The organism is Lysinibacillus fusiformis (genome assembly GCF_002845985.1).
In the GTDB taxonomy this organism is placed as follows: domain Bacteria; phylum Bacillota; class Bacilli; order Bacillales_A; family Planococcaceae; genus Lysinibacillus; species Lysinibacillus fusiformis_D.
Genome location: NZ_PDFK01000001.1, coordinates 622,873 through 643,875, shown reverse-complemented (window position 1 = coordinate 643,875; position 21,003 = coordinate 622,873). Strand labels below are relative to the sequence as shown.

Annotated in this window: 21 protein-coding genes; 19 read left to right on the top strand and 2 right to left on the bottom strand. The window is 38.1% G+C overall.

The features are described 5' to 3' along the window. Positions 1 to 151: 151 nt before the first annotated feature. The 15 genes from CRI88_RS03315 to spoVM all read left to right on the top strand — a co-directional run bounded on the left by CRI88_RS03315 (position 152) and on the right by spoVM (position 14,560). Entirely contained in the window at positions 152 to 1,027 is an 876-nt protein-coding gene (locus CRI88_RS03315; RefSeq protein ID WP_036125007.1) for a YicC/YloC family endoribonuclease, read from the top strand. A gap of 43 nt (positions 1,028 to 1,070) precedes the next feature. After that, positions 1,071 to 1,688, top strand: coding sequence for a guanylate kinase (gmk, locus tag CRI88_RS03310; RefSeq protein ID WP_036125005.1), 618 nt, complete (start codon positions 1,071 to 1,073; stop codon positions 1,686 to 1,688). Between the two features lie 4 nt (positions 1,689 to 1,692). Next, positions 1,693 to 1,920 carry a DNA-directed RNA polymerase subunit omega gene (gene rpoZ / locus CRI88_RS03305; RefSeq protein WP_036125003.1) on the top strand — a complete coding sequence of 76 codons (228 nt, stop codon included), beginning with the start codon at positions 1,693 to 1,695 and terminating at the stop codon, positions 1,918 to 1,920. A gap of 125 nt (positions 1,921 to 2,045) precedes the next feature. Further along, positions 2,046 to 3,050, top strand: coding sequence for a bifunctional phosphopantothenoylcysteine decarboxylase/phosphopantothenate--cysteine ligase CoaBC (gene coaBC / locus CRI88_RS03300; protein ID WP_058843484.1), 1,005 nt, complete (start codon positions 2,046 to 2,048; stop codon positions 3,048 to 3,050). Beyond that, on the top strand, positions 3,047 to 5,458 hold the full coding sequence (gene priA / locus CRI88_RS03295) for a primosomal protein N' (RefSeq protein ID WP_036124935.1): 2,412 nt from the start codon (positions 3,047 to 3,049) through the stop codon (positions 5,456 to 5,458). The genes coaBC and priA overlap by 4 nt, the downstream gene beginning before the upstream one ends. 86 nt (positions 5,459 to 5,544) lie before the next feature. Next, positions 5,545 to 6,039, top strand: a complete 495-nt coding sequence (gene def / locus CRI88_RS03290; protein WP_036124934.1) for a peptide deformylase — start codon at positions 5,545 to 5,547, stop codon at positions 6,037 to 6,039. 1 nt (position 6,040) lies between these two features. Then, positions 6,041 to 6,982 (top strand): methionyl-tRNA formyltransferase, encoded by a 942-nt coding sequence (fmt, locus tag CRI88_RS03285; RefSeq protein WP_036124932.1) that lies wholly within the window; start codon positions 6,041 to 6,043, stop codon positions 6,980 to 6,982. Next, positions 6,979 to 8,340: a 16S rRNA (cytosine(967)-C(5))-methyltransferase RsmB gene (gene rsmB, locus CRI88_RS03280; protein ID WP_036124929.1), complete on the top strand. Its 1,362-nt coding sequence runs from the start codon at positions 6,979 to 6,981 to the stop codon at positions 8,338 to 8,340. Before fmt ends, rsmB begins: the two co-directional genes overlap by 4 nt. Next, positions 8,340 to 9,482: a dual-specificity RNA methyltransferase RlmN gene (rlmN, locus tag CRI88_RS03275; protein ID WP_036124927.1), complete on the top strand. Its 1,143-nt coding sequence runs from the start codon at positions 8,340 to 8,342 to the stop codon at positions 9,480 to 9,482. The genes rsmB and rlmN overlap by 1 nt, the downstream gene beginning before the upstream one ends. A gap of 6 nt (positions 9,483 to 9,488) precedes the next feature. Continuing rightward, positions 9,489 to 10,238 (top strand): Stp1/IreP family PP2C-type Ser/Thr phosphatase, encoded by a 750-nt coding sequence (locus CRI88_RS03270; protein WP_058843486.1) that lies wholly within the window; start codon positions 9,489 to 9,491, stop codon positions 10,236 to 10,238. A gap of 2 nt (positions 10,239 to 10,240) precedes the next feature. Beyond that, entirely contained in the window at positions 10,241 to 12,226 is a 1,986-nt protein-coding gene (gene pknB / locus CRI88_RS03265) for a Stk1 family PASTA domain-containing Ser/Thr kinase (protein WP_101966392.1), read from the top strand. Between the two features lie 11 nt (positions 12,227 to 12,237). Continuing rightward, on the top strand, positions 12,238 to 13,122 hold the full coding sequence (gene rsgA / locus CRI88_RS03260) for a ribosome small subunit-dependent GTPase A (protein ID WP_036124921.1): 885 nt from the start codon (positions 12,238 to 12,240) through the stop codon (positions 13,120 to 13,122). 2 nt (positions 13,123 to 13,124) lie between these two features. After that, positions 13,125 to 13,793, top strand: coding sequence for a ribulose-phosphate 3-epimerase (gene rpe / locus CRI88_RS03255; protein ID WP_058843488.1), 669 nt, complete (start codon positions 13,125 to 13,127; stop codon positions 13,791 to 13,793). Next, complete coding sequence (locus CRI88_RS03250) at positions 13,790 to 14,440, top strand: thiamine diphosphokinase (RefSeq protein WP_101966391.1); 651 nt, start codon at positions 13,790 to 13,792, stop codon at positions 14,438 to 14,440. The genes rpe and CRI88_RS03250 overlap by 4 nt, the downstream gene beginning before the upstream one ends. A gap of 18 nt (positions 14,441 to 14,458) precedes the next feature. Then, a complete protein-coding gene (spoVM, locus tag CRI88_RS23185) occupies positions 14,459 to 14,560 on the top strand; it encodes a stage V sporulation protein SpoVM (RefSeq protein ID WP_099805045.1) in 102 nt (33 codons plus the stop codon). Between the two features lie 97 nt (positions 14,561 to 14,657). Here the strand turns inward: spoVM and rpmB are convergent, their stop codons facing one another. Beyond that, on the bottom strand, positions 14,658 to 14,846 hold the full coding sequence (gene rpmB, locus CRI88_RS03240) for a 50S ribosomal protein L28 (protein WP_004227417.1): 189 nt from the start codon (positions 14,844 to 14,846) through the stop codon (positions 14,658 to 14,660). Between the two features lie 185 nt (positions 14,847 to 15,031). Beyond that, positions 15,032 to 15,775: an IclR family transcriptional regulator gene (locus CRI88_RS03235; protein WP_058843516.1), complete on the bottom strand. Its 744-nt coding sequence runs from the start codon at positions 15,773 to 15,775 to the stop codon at positions 15,032 to 15,034. Between the two features lie 267 nt (positions 15,776 to 16,042). On the opposite strand from CRI88_RS03235, the gene CRI88_RS03230 reads away from it, so the two are divergent. The 4 genes from CRI88_RS03230 to CRI88_RS03215 all read left to right on the top strand — a co-directional run bounded on the left by CRI88_RS03230 (position 16,043) and on the right by CRI88_RS03215 (position 20,857). After that, positions 16,043 to 16,915, top strand: a complete 873-nt coding sequence (locus CRI88_RS03230; protein WP_089931986.1) for a dimethylarginine dimethylaminohydrolase family protein — start codon at positions 16,043 to 16,045, stop codon at positions 16,913 to 16,915. A 14-nt stretch (positions 16,916 to 16,929) separates the two neighbouring features. Further along, a complete protein-coding gene (locus tag CRI88_RS03225; protein WP_036124824.1) occupies positions 16,930 to 17,691 on the top strand; it encodes a dimethylarginine dimethylaminohydrolase family protein in 762 nt (253 codons plus the stop codon). A 101-nt stretch (positions 17,692 to 17,792) separates the two neighbouring features. Beyond that, positions 17,793 to 19,214, top strand: a complete 1,422-nt coding sequence (locus CRI88_RS03220; RefSeq protein ID WP_036124822.1) for an amino acid permease — start codon at positions 17,793 to 17,795, stop codon at positions 19,212 to 19,214. 38 nt (positions 19,215 to 19,252) lie between these two features. Continuing rightward, a complete protein-coding gene (locus tag CRI88_RS03215) occupies positions 19,253 to 20,857 on the top strand; it encodes a M20/M25/M40 family metallo-hydrolase (RefSeq protein WP_036124820.1) in 1,605 nt (534 codons plus the stop codon). Positions 20,858 to 21,003: the final 146 nt, after the last annotated feature.

Below are 21,003 nucleotides of genomic sequence, written 5' to 3'. Positions count from 1 at the left end.
TATCATAGCATTTTTTAGGTGAATATTAAAATATAGCTTCAATTGTGGTAGAATTAGCTTTTATTCTAACCAATTTTTTTGGGAGAGTCGTCATAATCGACAGAGCTTATGTTATAATAATCCCAGTATGCAAAGAAAGGTGTGACGAACCTTGGTGCGTAGTATGACTGGTTTTGGCAGAGGTGTCACAACAACTAGAGACTTTCAATTAACCGTGGAAATGCGCTCGGTCAACCATCGTTTTTTAGAAATTAACGCAAAATTTCCGAAAGAATGGCTTGAAGCAGAAATTTTTGCAAAGAAACTAATTTCACAAGCTTTGTCACGCGGCAAAATTGATGTGATGGTATATGTGAAAGACTTAGAGAACGTAGAGCAATCTATTGAAATTAATTGGTCATTAATTGAAGCGTATCGTAAGGCAAAAGAGCAATTAGCAAGTAAAGTACCACTTGAAGAAAAATGGACGATGCAAGAGCTTTTATCGCTAGAACAGGCACTTGTACAGCAAAAGCCACAGCTTACACCAGAGGATTTGCTAAGTGCTGTTGAACAAGCGATTTCACAAGCAATTAAACAGCTCGTACAAATGCGGGAACGTGAAGGGCAAGAATTACAAGAAGTTGTTGTACAATATAAAGAACAGTTGATGGAACAAGTGAATCAAATTCGTTTGTGCTCTTCTCTTGCTGTTGAAAAATATCGTACACGATTAATAGAACGAATTGCTGAAGTCGCAGATGGCACATTGCTAGATGATCGTTTACTAGCAGAAGTAGCGATTTTTGCAGAACGCGTAGACATCTCCGAAGAATTAGACAGACTAGATAGTCACTTTAATCAGCTGGAGGAAACATTACTTGAAACCATTTCAGTTGGACGTAAATTAGATTTTTTAATGCAGGAAATACATCGCGAAATTAATACGATTGGTTCAAAAAATCAATCTACAGAAGCAGCTGTTGCTGTTGTTCAGGCGAAAACAATTTTAGAAAAGATGCGTGAACAAGTGCAAAACATCGAATAACTTGCACGTGTCTGTTATAAATTAAGGGAGATATAGAGAATAAATGATAAAAGAACGTGGATTATTAATTGTTCTGTCTGGCCCATCTGGTGTAGGTAAAGGGACAGTGCGAAAAGAATTATTTTCTCAGCCGAATACGAATTATGAGTATTCCATCTCGATGACAACACGAAATCCTCGCGAAGGGGAAGTAGATGGTGTAGACTATTTTTTCAAGACACGTGAAGCATTTGAAACGTTAATTGAACAAGGTGGCTTATTAGAGCACGCTGAATTTGTTGGTAACTATTATGGAACACCACTAGCCTATGTGAATGAAACACTGGATGCAGGTCGTGATGTATTTTTAGAAATCGAAGTGCAGGGTGCAGCACAAATTCGTAAAAAAGCACCAGATGCCTTATTTATTTTTTTGGCCCCTCCAAGTTTAACGGAATTAAAAGACCGTTTAGTTGGGCGTGGGACGGAAACAGAGGATATCATTGCGAAACGCATAGCTACTGCAAGTGAAGAGCTTGAAATGATGAGCTTGTATGATTATGTTGTGGAGAATGATGAAGTGACGAATGCCTGTGATCGTATAAATGCGATTATTAAAGCCGAGCATTGTCGTAGAGAACGTGTTGAAAAAAGATATTTGTCAATGTTGAGAGGAGAATAAAACAATGTTATACCCATCAGTGGACGCTTTAAAAAAAGAAATCGATTCAAAATATTCATTAGTGAGCCTTGCTTCTAAACGTGCTCGCCAAATGCAAGAAGAGCAAGATACAGAACGTTTACACAAGTATGTTTCTCATAAATACGTAGGAAGAGCACTTGAAGAAGTAGCGGCAGGTGTACTTACGAAGGTATCACAGGATGAGTCCGCTGTGTACGAAGACGAAATTTAACATACATGTAACGTAGTTGGGTTACATGCATGCTAGTTCGCAGTAGATTTTGATTATACAGAATGCCGAGAGCTCCCAGGGAATCCTTCTTTGGGAGCTTATCATTTGAAAGGACGACACCTAGCATGAATAAAAATATTTTACTATGTGTTTCAGGTGGAATTGCAGTATATAAGGCTGTTGCGCTCGTTAGCAAGCTATCACAAGCAGGGGCCAATGTAAAAGTTATGATGACAGCTTCTGCTAGACAGTTTGTGAATCCATTAAGTTTTCAAGTGATGTCCAAAAATGACGTTTATTTTGACACGTTTGATGAAAAAGATTCAAGTGTGATTGCCCATATCGATTTAGCAGATTGGGCTGATTTGATTTTAGTGGCTCCCGCTACGGCCAATATGATTGGCAAATTAGCCAATGGTATTGCTGATGATATGGTCACAACAACCTTGCTTGCTACTACAGCCCCTGTCTGGATTGCACCAGCTATGAATGTACACATGTATGACCATCCAGCGGTAAAACGAAATTTAGATCGGCTATCAGCTGATGGATACCAATTCATTGAGCCTTCAGAGGGGTTTTTAGCATGTGGCTATGTCGGGAAGGGACGTTTAGAGGAACCTGAAAAAATAACGGCCCTAGTAAAGACTTTTTTTTCAGGACAATCCAAACCATTAAAAGGTAAAACCGTAATTGTGACAGCAGGTGCGTTGCAAGTACCATTAGATGAAAAGCATATGATTAGCCCACAGGCAAGTGGCATTATTGGACGAGCATTAGCGAATGAGGCAAGGATACGTGGGGCACATGTGATTGAAATTGAAAATAGCAATTTGTATGATGTTATTCAACAACTGGAAGCCTATAAAATCCAATATCCCCAAGCATTTTTTATACATGCAGCGAATGTACCAACCATCGACGAAACGCCGATTATTTCTGTAGAAGGAACGAATGCAATCACTTTCGGACAGCAAGTGCAAGGTAAACCAATGATCAATATACTTTCTGATAGCTGGATTGATTTTAGTGAAAATGCTCAGCTTAATGGACAATTTTTGGCTACGACAAATCCCCAGCTTTTTGCACAGACACTCTGGTCTCATATTACAAAGGATGAGGTGCAATGAGCTTTTTAATAGCAGAGGTCATTGTAGACGTCTCTACCTACCATGTAGACCGTCCCTTTGATTATCAAGTACCTCTCGAATGGGTAAACGTAATAGAATTAGGCTGTCGTGTGAAAGTGCCATTTGGTCCAAGAAATGTTTTAGGCTTTATCGTTGGCTTGAAAAAGGAAACAGATGTACCACTGAATAAATTAAAGGCTATCACTCAAATTTTAGACATGGAGCCGGTCCTGACAGAAGAAATGCTGCTAATGGCGAAATGGTTAAAGAACAACACGATTTGCTATGAAATAGATGCCTTGCAAGTGATGTTACCATCTGCACTTCGGGCTAAGTATGAAAAAATAATTAAATTACAACAGTCTCAAAGTCTACCAGAAGAAGTACAGTACATTTTTGGTAAACGCCAACAAGCCAACTTTAAAGAATTTGAGCGAGCAGGTTTACTTCCTTTATTAAAGCAGTTGGTTGCAGAGAGCATTGTTTCAATTGAGAATGTTGTGAAGCAGCAGGGCAATGTAAAAGAAATCCGAATGGTTCAAATTACAGAAGACCAGCAACTTGTAGAACAGGCTTTGGAACAGTCAAAAAGAGCCGTTAAACAACGTCTATTACTACAATGGATGTGTCAACATCTAGGAGAAATTTTATCACCCCAGCACATTTGTGAGGAAACAGGAGTCTCGATATCGGTATTAGAGGCAGTAATTGAAAAAGGAGCTGCCCAGTTTATTCAAGAGGAAGTTTTTCGTGATCCATTTACGAAGAAAGTTTCTCGTACACAGGCCTTACAATTAACAGAGGAGCAGAGGGGTGCTCTTCAAGCTATTACTACAGCTATAGAGCAGCAACAAGCGCAAACATTTTTGCTACATGGTGTAACAGGGAGCGGTAAGACAGAGGTTTATTTACAGGCTATTCAAAAGGTGCTAGATGAAGGGAAAGAAGCCATTATGTTGGTACCTGAAATCTCTTTAACACCTCAAATGACTGAGCGATTCCGCAGTCGCTTTGGTGAGATGGTTGCTGTTATGCATAGTGGATTATCTGTTGGAGAGAAGTATGATGAATGGCGTAAAATTCAACAAGGTAAAGTGAAAGTAGTAGTTGGTGCTCGTTCCGCTATTTTTGCACCCTTTACGAATATTGGTCTTATTATTTTGGATGAGGAACATGAATCAACGTATAAGCAAGAAGACTCGCCGCGTTATCATGCAAGAGATGTCGCCATATGGAGGAGCGAATTTTATAAATGTCCTATTATTTTGGGTAGTGCAACACCAGCTCTAGAGTCATTTGCCAGAGCTAAAAAGGGCGTATATACGCTACTCTCATTAACGCAACGTGCTTTACACCAAGCATTGCCGACTGTTTTTATTGCAGATATGCGTGAAGAGCTTCGTCAAGGAAATCGTTCGATGTTCTCAGACTCTCTTGCTGAGGCGATTCGTATAAGACTTGAGAAAAAAGAACAGATGGTGCTGTTTTTAAATCGTCGTGGTTATTCATCGTTTGTTCTATGTAGGGATTGTGGTACGGTTGTACAATGTCCAAATTGCGACATTTCCTTAACCTATCATCGGACAACGGAGAAATTAAAATGCCATTATTGCGGTTACGAGGAATCTGTTCCTAAAATATGTCCACAATGTCAAAGCGATCATATTCGTTACTTTGGTACAGGTACACAAAAAGTCGAGGAAGAACTTTTTAAACTATTTCCTGAGGCAAGAGTGTTACGTATGGATGTAGATACCACGAAGCATAAAGGGGCACATGAAGAAATCTTAGATACATTTGGAGCTGGACATGCAGATATTTTACTGGGGACGCAAATGATCGCAAAGGGTCTTGATTTTCCTAATATTACTCTTGTCGGTGTACTAAGTGCTGATACATCCTTGCATTTACCTGATTATCGTGCAGCAGAGCGCACATTTCAGCTACTAACACAGGTAAGTGGAAGGGCAGGACGACATGATAAGCCAGGGGAAGTAATTATTCAGACGTATACCCCTGAGCATTATGCAATTGAGCTAGCCAAAACGCAGGAGTATGAACCATTTTATGAACGAGAGATGTTTTTACGTCGTCGCTCCAGCTATCCACCTTATTATTTTGTAGCCCTTATTCAATTATCTCATGAAGATGTCATGATGGCTGCTGAATATGCTGGACGAGTGGCAGATTGGCTACGAGGAAATTTATCGAATCAAGTAGCCATTATAGGACCAACAACGGCAAGTATTGCTCGTCTCCAAAATAGATATCGTTATCAATGTTTGATAAAATATAAAATTGAACCAAATCTAATTCCAGTGTTACAGCGACTGCTTGCCATGTATCGAGCAGAATGGATTAAACAAGGAATATTAATGACGGTAGATTTAGATCCGTCTACTATATAGTGAAATTAACAGCAAGATTTTTTTACAATAGTAAAATGAACAATCAGCTATTGCACTAGCTTGAATACAGAAATGAGGAAATGAGAATGGCTATAAAAAAAGTAATCGAAAACCCAGCAAAAGTACTATCAACACCATGTGCAGAAGTGACAGAAATTAATGATGGAATCATTGCATTACTAGATGATTTATATGACACAATGGTGGAATATGATGGCGTTGGTATTGCAGCGCCACAAATAGATGTAGGCTTACGCGTAGCAATTGTAGAACTAGGTGAGGAACGCGATATTTTAGAAATGATTAATCCAACGGTTATTGAAACAGATGGAGCGGAAATAGATATTGAAGGTTGCTTGAGCTTTCCAGGGTTATATGGTGAAGTAGAACGTCCTAACTATGTTAAAATTGAAGCTTGTGATCGTGAAGGACGTGTATATGAATTAGAAGCAGGAGGCTTTGATGCCCGTGCCATCTTACATGAAATTGATCATTTAGACGGCGTGCTGTTTGATTCGAAAATCAAGCGTATTATTACAGCAGAAGAACTTGAAGAACTGTACGCAGAAGAGGAGGAATAAAATGACGTCTATAATTTTTATGGGGACACCTGACTTCTCAGCACCTATTTTGCGTATGCTACATGATGAAGGATACGATATTAAAGCAGTTGTGACACAGCCAGATCGTCCAGTTGGGCGAAAGCGTGTATTGACACCACCACCTGTGAAGGCTGCAGCTTTGGAACTTGGCTTACCAATTATTCAACCAGAAAAATTGCGCGGCTCTGAAGAGTTACAACAAATTCTTGCTCTACAGCCAGATTTAGTGATAACAGCAGCTTTTGGACAAATACTACCAAAGGAGCTATTAGATGCTCCTGCTTTTGGCTGCATTAATGTTCATGCCTCACTACTTCCAAAATACCGTGGAGGCGCTCCTATTCATCAAGCTATTATAGATGGCGAGAAAGAGACTGGGGTAACCATTATGTATATGGCAGAGAAGCTTGATGCTGGAGATATTATCTCTCAAAGAGCGATTCCTATTGAAGAAAACGACTATACAGGTGGCCTTTTTGAAAAGCTAAGCATAGTGGGTTGTGAGCTCCTAAAAGAGACACTTCCTTCTATTATAAATGGTACAAATAGCCGAACAGTCCAAGATGAAGCACTTGTTACCTTCGCCAGCAATATTTCGAGAGAGCAAGAACGCATCGATTGGACAAACGATGCTGCTACTTTATACAATCAAGTACGTGGTCTTCATCCGTGGCCGGTTGCTTATACAACTTTTGAGGATGGTAATTTTAAAGTATGGTGGGCAGCTATTGGTAAATGCAAGCATGAGACGAATCCAGGTACAGTTGTAGCGATTGAGAAAGATCATTTTGAAGTAGCTGCTGGCAACGGTACAACTTTAGCCTTATATGACGTGCAGCCAGCTGGCAAGAAGCGTATGACTGCAGAGGAGTATTTACGTGGTACAGGTTCTAAATTACAGATTGGGGACCAATTTAAATGAGTAAAAAAAGTGTAGTGATTTGGGATGGAAATGTGCGAGATGCTGCATTATCTATTCTATTAGCAGTTGATAAAAACCAAGCATATAGCAACTTATTGCTAAACGAAACAATTAAACGACATAAAATTGAGGCGAAAGATCGTGCCTTATTAACTGAAATTACGTATGGAACTTTACAGCATAAAATGACGCTTGATTTTTATTTAGAGCCTTTTATTCGTGGGTCAGTCGATCATTGGGTACGTTGGTTATTAAGAATATCGTTGTATCAAATTCATTATTTAACTCGTATCCCACCACATGCTGCTGTAAATGAAGCAGTGGAAATTGCCAAGCGTAGAGGGCATCGTGGTATTGCTTCGACGGTGAATGGGATTTTAAGATCGGTGTTACGTAGCGGCGTTCCTTCTACAGAGGATATAGCAGATCCAATGGAGCGACTTGCTATTGAAACAAGCCATCCCGAGTGGTTAGTGCAACGATTTGTAGCAAACTACGGTTTAGAGCTAGCAACAGCAATGTTGCATGAAAACAATGTGCCAGCTATGCAAACAGTGCGTGTGAATACAACAAAAACAACGGTTAAACAGGCTATTGCTGAACTAGAGGAAGAAGGATTAACAGTACAGCAAAGTGATTTAATGCCTGAATGTTTACGTGTAACCAATGGTCAACCTGCACGTACAAAAGTATTTAAAGAAGGTCACATTACTATCCAAGATGAAAGTTCAATGATACCTGCTAAAGTGTTAAATCCATCTCCTGGCATGCGTGTCCTTGATATGTGTGCAGCCCCGGGTGGAAAAACAACACATTTAGCCGAAATAATGAAAAATGAAGGATCTATTTTAGCGACAGACCTTCATCCACATAAATTAGATTTAATCGACCATAATACAGAACGTCTAGGGCTTGATATTGTTGAAACAGCCCCAATTGATGGACGGAAAGCACCAGAATTTTTACAAGCAGCGTCTTTTGATGCTATTTTAGTTGATGCACCATGTAGTGGGCTAGGGGTTATGCGACGTAAGCCCGATATTAAATATACAAAGCGAGAAGAAGATTTAGAAAATCTACAAAAAATCCAATTAGCTTTACTTGAGGCAGCAACTAAAGTATTGAAAACAGATGGAAAGCTTGTGTACAGTACTTGTACAGTCGATCTACAAGAAAATGAAGGCACAGTTCATGCCTTTTTAACAGCGCATCCAGAAATGGAAGCAATACAACTAGAGTCTTTACCAACAAAATTAGCGGAAAAGCAAGCTAATGGCATGCTTCAAGTCTTTCCACAAGACTTTGGCAGTGACGGTTTCTTCGTTGCCGCCTTTCGTAAAAAAGGAGAATCCAACTAATGGTGGATCAAGAGAAATTTAATGAACGTATTAACGATTTAGTTGATGAAGCGGAAGACAAGCCCGTCCGACGTGTCAAGAAAGAAAAACCAAATTTAAAAGAATCTATTTATTCTTTACAGCCATATCAGTTAGAAGAATGGTTAACAGAAAACGGTGAAAAACCTTTCCGTGCTACTCAAATTTTTGACTGGCTGTATAATAAACGTGTAAAGACATTTGAAGAAATGTCGAACCTTTCAAAGGGATTGCGTGATAAGTTAACAGCCAATTTTGCGTTAACAACACTATCAACCATTATTAAGCAAGAATCTAAAGATGGTACCATTAAATTTTTATTTCAATTGCAAGATGGCTATTCAATCGAAACCGTATTAATGCGCCATGAATATGGCAACTCTGTTTGTGTAACAACACAAGTAGGATGTCGAATCGGCTGTACATTTTGTGCTTCCACTTTAGGTGGTTTGAAGCGACATCTACTAGCAGGAGAAATCGTGGAGCAAGTTGTCAAAGTGCAGCAGACTTTAGATGAAGTGGGCGAGCGAGTATCGCATATTGTCATTATGGGTATTGGCGAACCTTTCGATAACTATGATGCGATGATGAACTTCTTAAAAGTAATCAACCATGAAAAAGGGTTAAATATCGGTGCACGTCATATTACTGTATCAACATCAGGGATTGTTCCAAAAATTTATCAGTTTGCAGATGAACAATTACAAATTAACTTCGCCGTGTCACTACACGCACCAAACCAAGAGGCACGTCAAAAGCTAATGCCAATTGCTCGTGCATACAAATTGGATGAATTAATGGAGGCTGTTCGTTACTATACTAAAAAAACAGGGCGACGAGTGAGTTTTGAGTATGGATTGATGTCTGGTGAAAATGATTCAGTGGAAATTGCAGAGGAGTTATCGGCATTAATTAAAGGAATTAAATGTCACGTCAACTTGATTCCTGTCAACTACGTACCAGAACGTGATTATGTTCGTACGTCTCGTAGTCAAATTTTTGCTTTTGAAAAAACCTTAAAGAAAAATGGGATTAACGTAACGATCCGCCGAGAGCAAGGCTCAGATATCGCAGCTGCGTGTGGTCAATTACGTGCTCAAGAGAGATCTGAAGAAACGAGGTGACCAGTGTTGGAATACACAGTCGAAAGTGATATTGGTTTAAAACGATCAATTAATGAAGACCGTGCTGCATTTTTTAAACGTCCTGACGGGCTTGCACTAGCACTTGTGGCGGACGGCATGGGTGGTCATAATGCTGGTGATGTAGCAAGTGATATGGCAATTAAACAGATGGAATCCTTTTTTTTACAGGCAGACGCACATCATTTTGTATCAACAACATCAAAAAAAGAATGGTTATTGCACACAGTTAAGCAATTGAATAAAACGATATATGACTATTCTTTATCACATGAAGACTGTAAAGGAATGGGCACGACGTTTATTGCGGTGTTAATAGAAGAGTATCATTGCTTCATTGCACATGTTGGGGATAGTCGTGTGTATTATTTCTTTGAAGATGGTGCACAACAAATAACAAGAGATCATTCATATGTAAATGTACTGGTAGAAAATGGCGAAATAAGTGAAGAAGAAGCTTTGACACACCCAAAGAAAAATTTCATTTTAAAAGCTGTTGGAACAGAGGAAACGCTAGAGCCAGACTTTTATGAAGTAGATTTAGCATCAGAATCGTATTTACTCATTTGTTCAGATGGCTTAAGCAATAAACTCACTGTCTATGAAATGGCTTCAATTATAACGTATCCAGATGCCATTGAAGAAAAAGGACGTAAGCTTGTAGAATTGGCAAATGCCAGCGGGGGAGAAGACAATATCTCCCTCGTGCTACTAACAAAAAAGGATGAGGAGGTGTAAGAATGCTTGTAGGTAAAAGAATTAGTGACCGTTATAAAATTTTGCAGCTCATTGGTGGCGGAGGTATGTCCAATGTTTATTTAGCGCACGATATGATATTAAACCGTGATGTAGCCATAAAAATATTACGCTATGATTTTTCCAATGAGGATGAATTACATCGACGTTTTCAACGTGAGGCACTGTCTGCTACAAGTCTTACACATCCAAATATTGTTAGTGTTTATGATGTAGGGGACGATGGCGATCTACATTATATCGTGATGGAATATGTTCAAGGAAAAACGTTAAAGCAGTACATACAAGAATTTGCACCAATTTCTCCTGCTAGAAGTGTGCATATTATGAAACAATTAACGTCTGCCATTGCAAATGCCCATGAAAATCATATTATCCACCGTGATATTAAGCCGCAAAATATTTTAATGGATGCGGAGGGTAATGTAAAAATAACTGATTTTGGTATTGCCATGACGTTAAGTGCTACATCGTTTACACAAACGAATTCAGTGTTAGGTACGGTGCATTATTTATCACCTGAGCAAGCCCGAGGCGGGACGGCTACTAATAAATCAGATATTTATGCACTTGGCATTGTGCTATATGAATTATTAACAGGTGAGTTACCATTTTCTGGAGAATCGGCGGTTTCCATTGCACTCAAGCATTTACAAACAGAAACACCTTCTGTTCGTGCTTTTGATGCAACCATTCCTCAAAGTTTGGAAAATGTGGTGCTGAAGGCTACGGCTAAAGATGCTTCCCATCGTTATAATACAGTGGAAGAAATATATGATGATTTGGAAACAGTCTTATCACCAACACGAGTAAACGAACCAAAATTTGTCATACCTGTTGATAATGATACGACGAAAGCTATACCAATTATTAAAGAGCCTGTTCATAAAAAAGGCGAAGATTTAACCCAAACGAGAGTTATGGAACCGATTATGGAAGTGAAAACACCATCTCAAGCAAAGCCTAAAAAAACTGTTGAAAAACCAGCTCCTGTTAAGGGAAAGAAGAAAAATTGGCCAAAGTATGTTGCTGGATTATTGATTGCTGTGATTGTCATCTTCCTATTCTTTTTATTTGCAACAGATTCGTTTAGCCCGAAAAAGATTTCTGTACCTGATGTGACAAATTTAACTGTGGAAGAAGCTACAAAAAAATTAGAAGCAGAGGGGTTTGTTGTTGGTGAGGAGCATCAGGAGCGGAACCATGAGGAAATTGAGAAAGGTAAGATCATTGAAACAGATCCAGCAAAAAATTCATTGCGTGCAAAAGGCACAGAGATTGATTTAATCGTCAGCTTAGGTGTGGAAATGACGACTGTAGATAATTATGTTGGACAGAATTATAGTCAAGTGGAAGCTTTAATAAAAGGAAAGTATAAAGAAGTACTAAAAGAGGATGTCCCTTCTAATGAACCAGAAGGAAGAATCATTGAGCAAAGTATACCCCCAAATACTGAAGTTGTTGCGAAGGAAGAAACAATTACGTTTAAAGTAAGCCAAGGGGTTAGAATGATAAGGCTTGAAAACCTCAATAATTATACAAAAGCGGATATGGATGACTATGTGAGGAGAGTTGGCCTTAATTGGCGTATTTCACGTGAAGAATATCATGAGTCGATTCCTGCGGGCAGTGTGATATCACAATTGACAAAAGCGGGTACTATGGTGGAAGAAGGTTCCTTCATATCCGTTGTGATCAGTAAAGGACCAGCGAAAAAGCCTGATAAACCACTGGTCATACCTGTAGTCATTGAGTATAAACCTACAGAAGAGGGTATAGCTCAAAACATTCGCATTGAAATTCAAGATAAAAATCATACATTTTCTGAACCAGTAGAGTTTCCAATTTTAGATGATACACCTTACAATATACAGCTTGTTATTGAAGAAGGCAAAGATGCAAGTTATAGAATTATCCGTGACTCAGAAATAATCTTAGAAGACAAAGTTAAATATGAGGATGTCAATTAAGGAGGAATTGGATGGCGCAAGGCCAAATAAGAAAAGCATTAAGCGGTTATTATTATGTTTATGATGGTCATCAACTTATTCAATGTCGAGGACGTGGGGTCTTTCGCAATCGCGGAGAATCCCCGCTTGTTGGTGATATTGTAGAATATTCAACGGAAACAGAAGGATCGGATGGTACCATTCAAAAGATTTTGGAGCGTCAAAATGAATTAGTTCGTCCGCCAATTGCCAATATTGATCAAGGTATTTTAGTATTTTCCGTAAAAGAACCTAATTTCAATACCATTTTATTGGATCGCTTTTTAGTTGTTTTAGAATCATTCCATGTACATCCTATTATTTGTTTAACAAAAATGGATTTGCTGGAAAATGATAAACGTGAGGAATTACAGCAATATATCGTCGATTATCAAAACATGGGCTATACGGTTTTACAAACCTATAAAGATGAGGAAGAATTAGTTGAACGCCTACAGCCTATTTTAAAAGGAAAAACCACTGTATTAGCAGGTCAATCTGGTGTTGGAAAATCAACTTTGCTGAATACACTAATTCCTGAATTAAACTTAAAAACAGGCATCATTTCTCAAAGCTTAGGGCGAGGAAAACATACTACTCGTCATGTCGAGCTTATTGAGGTCTGTGATGGTTTATTGGCAGATACTCCTGGATTCAGTTCTTTTGATTTTGATGAAATTGATAAAGAGGAATTAGGCGCATGTTTTCCTGAAATGGTCAGAGTGGCGGATGATTGTAAATTTAGAGGCTGTTTACACTTGAAAGAGCCAAAATGTGCAGTAAAGGCAGCAGTAGAAACGGGAGAAATTCGTGACTACCGCTACAAGCATTATGAACAATTTATGCAAGAAATTATGGATCGAAAGCCGAGGTATTAATGATGATACAAATAGCACCATCAATTTTAGCAGCAAATTTTGCAAAATTAGGGGAAGAAGTAAAAGAAGTAGAGCAAGCAGGTGCAACACTGATTCATATTGATGTCATGGATGGTCACTTTGTACCGAATATTTCATTTGGCTCAATCGTATTGGATGCTATCCGTCCATTAACGAATTTACCGTTAGATGTACATTTAATGATTGAAAATCCAGATCAGTATATTGAACAATTTGCAAAAGCTGGTGCAGATTATATTACAGTGCATGTTGAAGCATGTCGTCATTTACACCGAACAATACAATTAATTCGTTCGTATGGTGTAAAGGCTGGCGTAGTATTAAATCCACATACACCAATAGAGTCGATTCAACACATTTTAGAAGATATCGATATGGTATTGTTGATGACTGTTAATCCAGGCTTCGGTGGACAAAAATTTATTCATTCTGTTGTACCTAAAATTGAAGCATTATCGGCAATTATTAAAGAGCGGGGTCTAGAGATTGCCATTGAAATTGATGGTGGTATTACTGCTGAAACGATTGTTCCATGTGCACAGGCTGGAGCGACGATTTTTGTGGCAGGATCAGCTATTTATAGTAAAGAAGATCGAACAGCTGCACTCCAAGAGATTTTAGCGGCTGGTGAGGCAGCGATTAAGAGATGACGATAGTCGTTGTTTGTGCAGGTGGTCCAAAACAAGAGCTTTGCTCATTTTCATCGTTTCAACAACAGGATGTAGTATTTATTGGAGCAGATCGTGGTGCTTTATATTTACTGGAGCATGGGATTACCCCTCATGCCATTGTTGGTGATTTTGATTCCTTAACAGATGAGGAATATCAATTTGTGCTGGCACAAACCAATGACCAACAACGTTTTCAGGAAGAGAAAAATGAAACAGATACGGATTTAGCTTTGCTTAAAGCCTATACTTATGCACCTCAAGAAATTGTCCTAACAGGTGTTACAGGTGGGCGCTTAGATCATTATGAGGCAGCGGTTCGTTCCATTTATCGACTCCAAAAAGAGCATCCTCAAGTTGAGCTGAAGATTATTAATCATGCAAATATGTTGCAATTTTTATTACCTGGTACGCATACTATTTTTGCAGATGATCGATACCGATACTTGTCTTTTTTTGCTCATGAGGAACCGATTCAAAATGTGACATTACGGCAAGTAAAATATGAAACAACGAATGAGGAAATCTCTTTAGGAACATCACGATTTACAAGTAATGAAATAATAGGAACTTCAGGGTCTATATCTTTCTCGCATGGCATATGTTTAATGATAAGAAGCATAGATTAGCGTAAGGGGGAGAGAGTCCTGAAAGTATATACGTTCCAGCTGCCGAAATTCGTGAGTAGTATCACGCGTACGTGTATTAACCTATTTAAAAAAGATAAGAAAGTAAAAAAATCCGACTAATGTTAGTCGGATTTTTTTACGTTAAGTATATTGAATACTGTAAAAAGAAAAAAATCGATTTGCGCCCAATGCGAAATCGATTTTTTAGAAGCGGCGATTAAACGCGCTCGATTTTACCTGATTTTAATGCACGAGCAGAAACCCATACACGTTTTGGTTTACCGTCAACTAAGATACGAACTTTTTGAAGGTTAGCACCCCAAGTACGTTTGTTAGCGTTCATAGCGTGGGAACGGTTGTTACCAGTACGAGCTTTACGTCCAGTGATTACACATTGTTTTGGCATGTTGTATTCCCTCCTTACTGTTGATGCTGAAAGATTATTATTTCAGTTCGGTATTTCACATACCATAATAATTTAACATACGATGGCGTTCAGTGCAATAGTTTTCACATATCCTTTCAAGAAAAAAACCTTTACAGGCAAAAATCAGTTAGTAAAAGAAGGGAAACTTAAGAAAAGAAGTATTACTACCCTTTTCCACGATAACCAAGTTTTGTCGATACTCGTTTACCAGTATCAACTAAGCGCTCAATTAATGTATTAATATGATCTTGAGAGACATTAAAATTCACAAAGCCGATGCTCACTGCACCTATCACTTCTCCAAAACCATCTTGTACAGATACCGCAATGGAGGAAGTACCAGCAGTTCGTTCTCCATGACTTATTGCATAGCCCTGCTGTCGGATGTTTTGAAGTTGTCCTTCTAATTCAGCAATTTCGTCTTTCGTTATTAGCTGTTCCAAAATTTCTTTTGACTGAGTGTCAGGCATAGAAGCAAGAATGGCTTTATTGGCTGCGCCGATATGCATAGGTATGCGAATGCCAAGTTGGTCATAAATACGAATCGGATTTGCAGCACTGTCTATTCTTTCTATAATAATTGTATCTAAACCAGCAGGCTTACTTAAATAGACACTTTCTTCAACTTCTCTTGCTAAGCGTTCTAATTCAGGCCTAATTTTACTAATATAATCCATCGTGTCATATACCTGTAAGCCAAGTTCCATCCATATTGTTCCGAGGCGATAATGCTTAGTCTGCTCATCCTGTTCAATCATACCTTGTTTAATCATGGCTTTTAAAATTCTATGTAAAGTACTTAGTGGTAAATCGCATTTTGTAGAAAGCTCTGAAATAGACAAGCTACGGTCATTTGCTTCAGATGCTAAAACCTTCGCAATCGTCATAGCTCGCTCTAATAATTGCATTTGTCCCACCTCCCTTCCTCCTATTTTATTTTTATTCTCCAATTACGTCTAGTTCCAATATTTTCGAGCGAATAGATGTCTATACAAAGATGTGTAAAATGAATCCTCGTACAATTGTTTTTCAATGGATAAATCAAATTTAGATTAAAGGAAAAATAAAAAGTTTTCTAAATATATTGACAGTATAGCATAAAACGAATATATTTTTCATATAAACTTTCCTCTTAACGGAAACGTTTTCCACTACACGGAAAAGGGGTGAAGGGAATGCATTATTGTTCATCAATGTATGCACCTTTGAAACACGTTATAGTAAAACATCCGAAAGATGCTTTCCGAAGCCAGGCACATCTTAGCGATGAATGGAAAACATTTAACTATTTATCTGAGCCTAACTATGAAGAAGCGCTAAGAGAATATGCTGAATTTATTAGGATTCTTGAAAAGTATGTTGATACGATTGATTATTTGCCTGCTAATGATGAAGTAGGGTTAGATTCGCTTTATGCACATGATCCAGTTAAATTCACACCAAATGGCGCCATTATACTGAAATCTGGCAAAAAATTGAGACAGCCAGAAGCAGCAGTATATAAGGCCTTTTTACAGGAGAAAGGTATTCCAATCATTGGGGAACTAACAGGAGAGGCGGTATCAGATGGTGGAGATCTTGTTTGGTTAGATGATCGAACACTCGTTGTAGGTAGAGGTTATCGTACAAATGATGAAGCTATCCATCAATTAAAGGAAATGACAGCGGATATGGTGGATGAGTTTATTGTTGTGCAGCTACCCCATGACTTAGGTGAAGCTGAGTGTTTACATTTAATGTCTTTCATAAGTATGGTAGATCGAGATTTAGCTGTTGTACATTCACGTTTAATGCCAGTATTTTTCCGACAACTGCTTATCGAGCGAGGTATCCAATTAATAGAAGTACCGAAGGATGAGTATGATGCACTGGGCTGTAATGTCTTGGCGCTTGCACCAAGAGTGTGCGTTATTCCTGAAGGGAACAAAGTAACAAAACAACAGCTACTTGATGCTAGTGCAACAGTGTTTGAATATAAAGGTGATGAAATTACTGTTAAAGGAACAGGTGGGCCAACATGCCTAACTTGTCCAGTAGTAAGAGGATAAAGGAGACGAAAATTATGTTTAAAAATGTTATTGTTAAAAATCCAGGAAATAGTTTTGTAAACGGTTTAACAACTAGTGATTTAGGTAAACCCATTTTAGAAAAATTGTTTGAACAGCATGAAAAGTATATAGATGCTTTGAAAAAATGTGGCGTTGAGGTTACACAATTACCAGCAAATGAAGCATTCCCAGATTCAACATTTGTAGAAGATACGGCAGTATTAACATCTGAATTTGCTATTATCTCAAACCCTGGAGCAGCTGCTCGTAATCGTGAAATCGAAGATATTGAACCAGCAGTGAAACCATTCTTTGAAAAAATTTACTATATTAAAGGCTCTGGAACGCTTGATGGTGGAGATGTATTACAAGCAGAGAAGAAATTTTACGTAGGGATCTCAGACCGTACAAATGAAGAAGGCGCACAGCAATTTAAAAAAATTGTTGAGCAAGAAGGCTATGAAGCGACTATTATTCCATTAAAAGAGTTCTTCCATTTAAAAACAGGGGTTGCCTATGTTGGGGATAATCGTATGGTGGTAGCTGGTGAGTTTGTCGATCACCCTGCATTTGAATCTTATGATAAAATCGTGATTCCTAAAGAAGATGAATATTCTGCTAACTGTATTCAAGTAAATGATTATATTATTATTCCAGCTGGCTACCCAGAAACAAATCGTAAATTACAAAATCTTGGCTATCAAACTATTGAACTTGAGATGTCTGAGTTTAGAAAACACGATGGTGGCTTAAGTTGTTTATCATTACGTTTTTAAGACATGCTAACATTGCCCAATCAATTTAAAAGGGAAAATTGATTGGGTACTTTTATTCTTTGATTATCTGAATATTTACACTATATGGGAAGTAGGGATGGATGTTGAATAAAGGGGATCAGCTTCACAACAATCAATTAAATCGATCGATGAAAAGCCGTCACTTATTAATGCTTTCACTTGGGGGTGTTATTGGAACGGGCTTATTTTTAAATGTTGGCTATACCATTAATCAAGCAGGACCAGGTGGTGCTCTAATTGGTTACTTGTTTGGTGGCCTAATTTTGTTTATGGTCATGAACTGTCTTGGGGAATTGGCTGTTTATATGCCAGTTACAGGCTCCTTCCAAACATACGCTACACGTTTCATTAGTCCTTCAGCTGGTTTTTCATTAGGCTGGATGTATTTTGTCGGGTCTGCCGCCACAGCTGGTGTTGAATTTACAGCTGCTGGGATTTTAATGCAACATTGGTTTCCAACTGTACCAATATGGATTTGGTGTGCTGTGTTTATGGTTCTTTTATTTGTCTTAAATGCTTTAACAACAAAGGGCTTCGCTGAAGCAGAGTTCTGGTTTGCTAGTATCAAAGTTGTTGCAGTCATAGCATTTATCATTATAGGTGGTGCGGCCATTTTCGGATTAATTCCATTAGCAGATCGTCCAACGCCACATCTGACAAATTTAGCACCTACTGGTTTATTCCCAGCAGGTATTTCTATTATTTTTGTCACAATGATGAATGTTATTTTCTCTTATCAGGGATCAGAGCTTGTTGGTATTGCAGCAGGTGAAACCGAGAACCCTGAAAAAAATATTCCAAGAGCGATTCGTACTATTCTTTTTAGAATTATAGTCTTTTATATTGCCTCCATTATTGTATTATCGGCGATATTCCCAGCATCAGAGCTTGGTCTTGTAGAGAGTCCATTTGTAACGTTGATGAATATAGCAGGTGTTCCATATGCAGCTAGTATCATGAATTTTGTTATATTAACGGCTATTTTATCAGTCGGCAATTCATGTCTGTATGCGTCAACACGTTTATTATTCTCTATGTCACAAGAGGGAATGGCACCTAAGTTATTTGGTCGATTGACTAAAAATAAAGTGCCTTTAAATGCGCTCATTTTTACAATGGCTTTCTCACTATTATCCTTATTAACAAGTGTAATGGAAGCTGATGCAGTATTTGTGTTACTCATGTCGGTGGCCGGAATCTCTGTCACAATCTCATGGATGGGGATTTGTGCTTCTCAACTAATGTTCCGCTATCGTTATGTAAAGTCTGGAGGAAATTTGGCTGATTTAAAATTTAAAACACCTCTATTTCCTTTAATACCTGTATTTTGTATTATCTTTTGTGTATTTATTTTAGTATTTTTAGCGTTTGATCCAACGCAAAGAATCGGTTTACTGTACGGGATTGGCTTCTTTATTGCCTGTATGATTTTTTATCAATTGAAATTAAAAAATGCAACAACGACAGATAGTAAAAGTGAAGAGTCACTAGAAATTCGTTAACCAAAAATTTAACGAATTGAGGCTAAAGGAGAGTTTGTATGAATAATTATATGTGGAATACACCTGAAAAACTGCGAGCATTGCTATGTGAAATTGTCAGTTGGGAAAGCAGGACATTGACAAAGGGTGAAAATGACTTTGCCTATAAATTAAAAGATAAATTGTTAACGCTTCCATATTTTGAAAAACATCCAGAGCTTATTGAATTACATGATGCAGGGCTTGGAAGAAATGCTGTTACGGCATTTTATAAGCACCCAACAGCAACAGAAACAGTGGTGTTAATCAGTCACTTCGATACAGTGCATACGGAGGAATATGGAGAACTAGAGCCACTAGCTTTTTATCCAGAGGAATTAACAAAAAAACTGATGGAGTCTAAATACAAAGAAGATTTACCAGAAGCGGCTAGAATTGATTTGGAGTCAGGTAATTATTTATTTGGTCGTGGCACAATGGATATGAAAATGGGACTTGCTTTACATATGCAGCTCATTGAAAAGGCAAGCTTTGAACAATGGCCAATTAATTTGATTTTAACTACTGTACCTGATGAGGAAGTAAACTCTGCTGGAATGCGAGCTGCTGTTGTGGAGCTTGTGAGACTTCGTGAACAACATGGGCTAACCTATAAATTATTTTTAAATAGTGAACCTTCCTTTTCGCAAGGGCCATCTGATACAAATGAATATATCTATTCAGGTACTATAGGGAAAATAATGCCAGCTGCTTTATTTTATGGCAAAGAGACGCATGTTGGCGAACCTTTAAAGGGCATGACCGCTAACTTTATTGCTTCTTATATGACACAGTACATGGAGTGGAATCCTCTTTTCCGTGAAACAGATTTGGGAGAAAGTACGCCACTGCCAGTTTCTTTACAATTAAAAGATTTAAAAATGGAGTATTCTACACAAACACCATATCGTGCGGCTGCACTGTACAATGTATTTTTATTAAAACGTACAGCTGCAGAAGTAATGGCTATCTTTGAACAAGTGGCATTACAAGCCATGGCTGCTTGTAATGAGCAATACCAAAAAGTTTGCACCCGAGAAAAAGTACAAGGGGTAGGGAATGTACAGGTTTTGCGATATGAGGCATTGTTGGAGCATGCTATCCATAAATTGGGTGAGGAGGAAGTGCGAACGATCAAACAGCAAGTTCTTCAGCATCACGCATGGGACGATCGTGAAAAATCTATACGTATTGTTGATCAGCTCATGATTCGTTGTCAGGAATTAGCACCAGCAACAGTTTTGCTATATGCACCACCTTATTATCCAGCAATTAATTCATCCAATCATCCACTTGTTATTCAATCGATTGAATTGATGAAGAAAACGGCTCAAACATTTGCTATTGAGGTGGAGCAGATTCATTATTTTAACGGGATTTGTGATTTAAGTTATGTTAACTACACAGATGATTCAAACGAGTGGTTAGCATTCGAACGTAACACACCTGTATGGGGAGATACGTATAGTATTCCGTTTAAAGAAATGTCTGCATTACAGGGGCCTGTATTAAATGTCGGTCCCTTTGGCAAAGATGCACACCAAAAAACAGAAAGACTGCATGTGGATAGTGCCTTTAAAGAAATGCCTGTTATGATCGACAAGCTTATTAAAAGTCTTTTTTAGTCAAATAAATTTTAAAATATTGAACTGAATATAATATAAACAAAGTTGATGCTATAAAAGTATCAACTTTTTTATTTATCAAAAAAATTTCGACCTACTTGTATTTTTCATTCTTTAGACGATACATATAGAACATTATATAACTG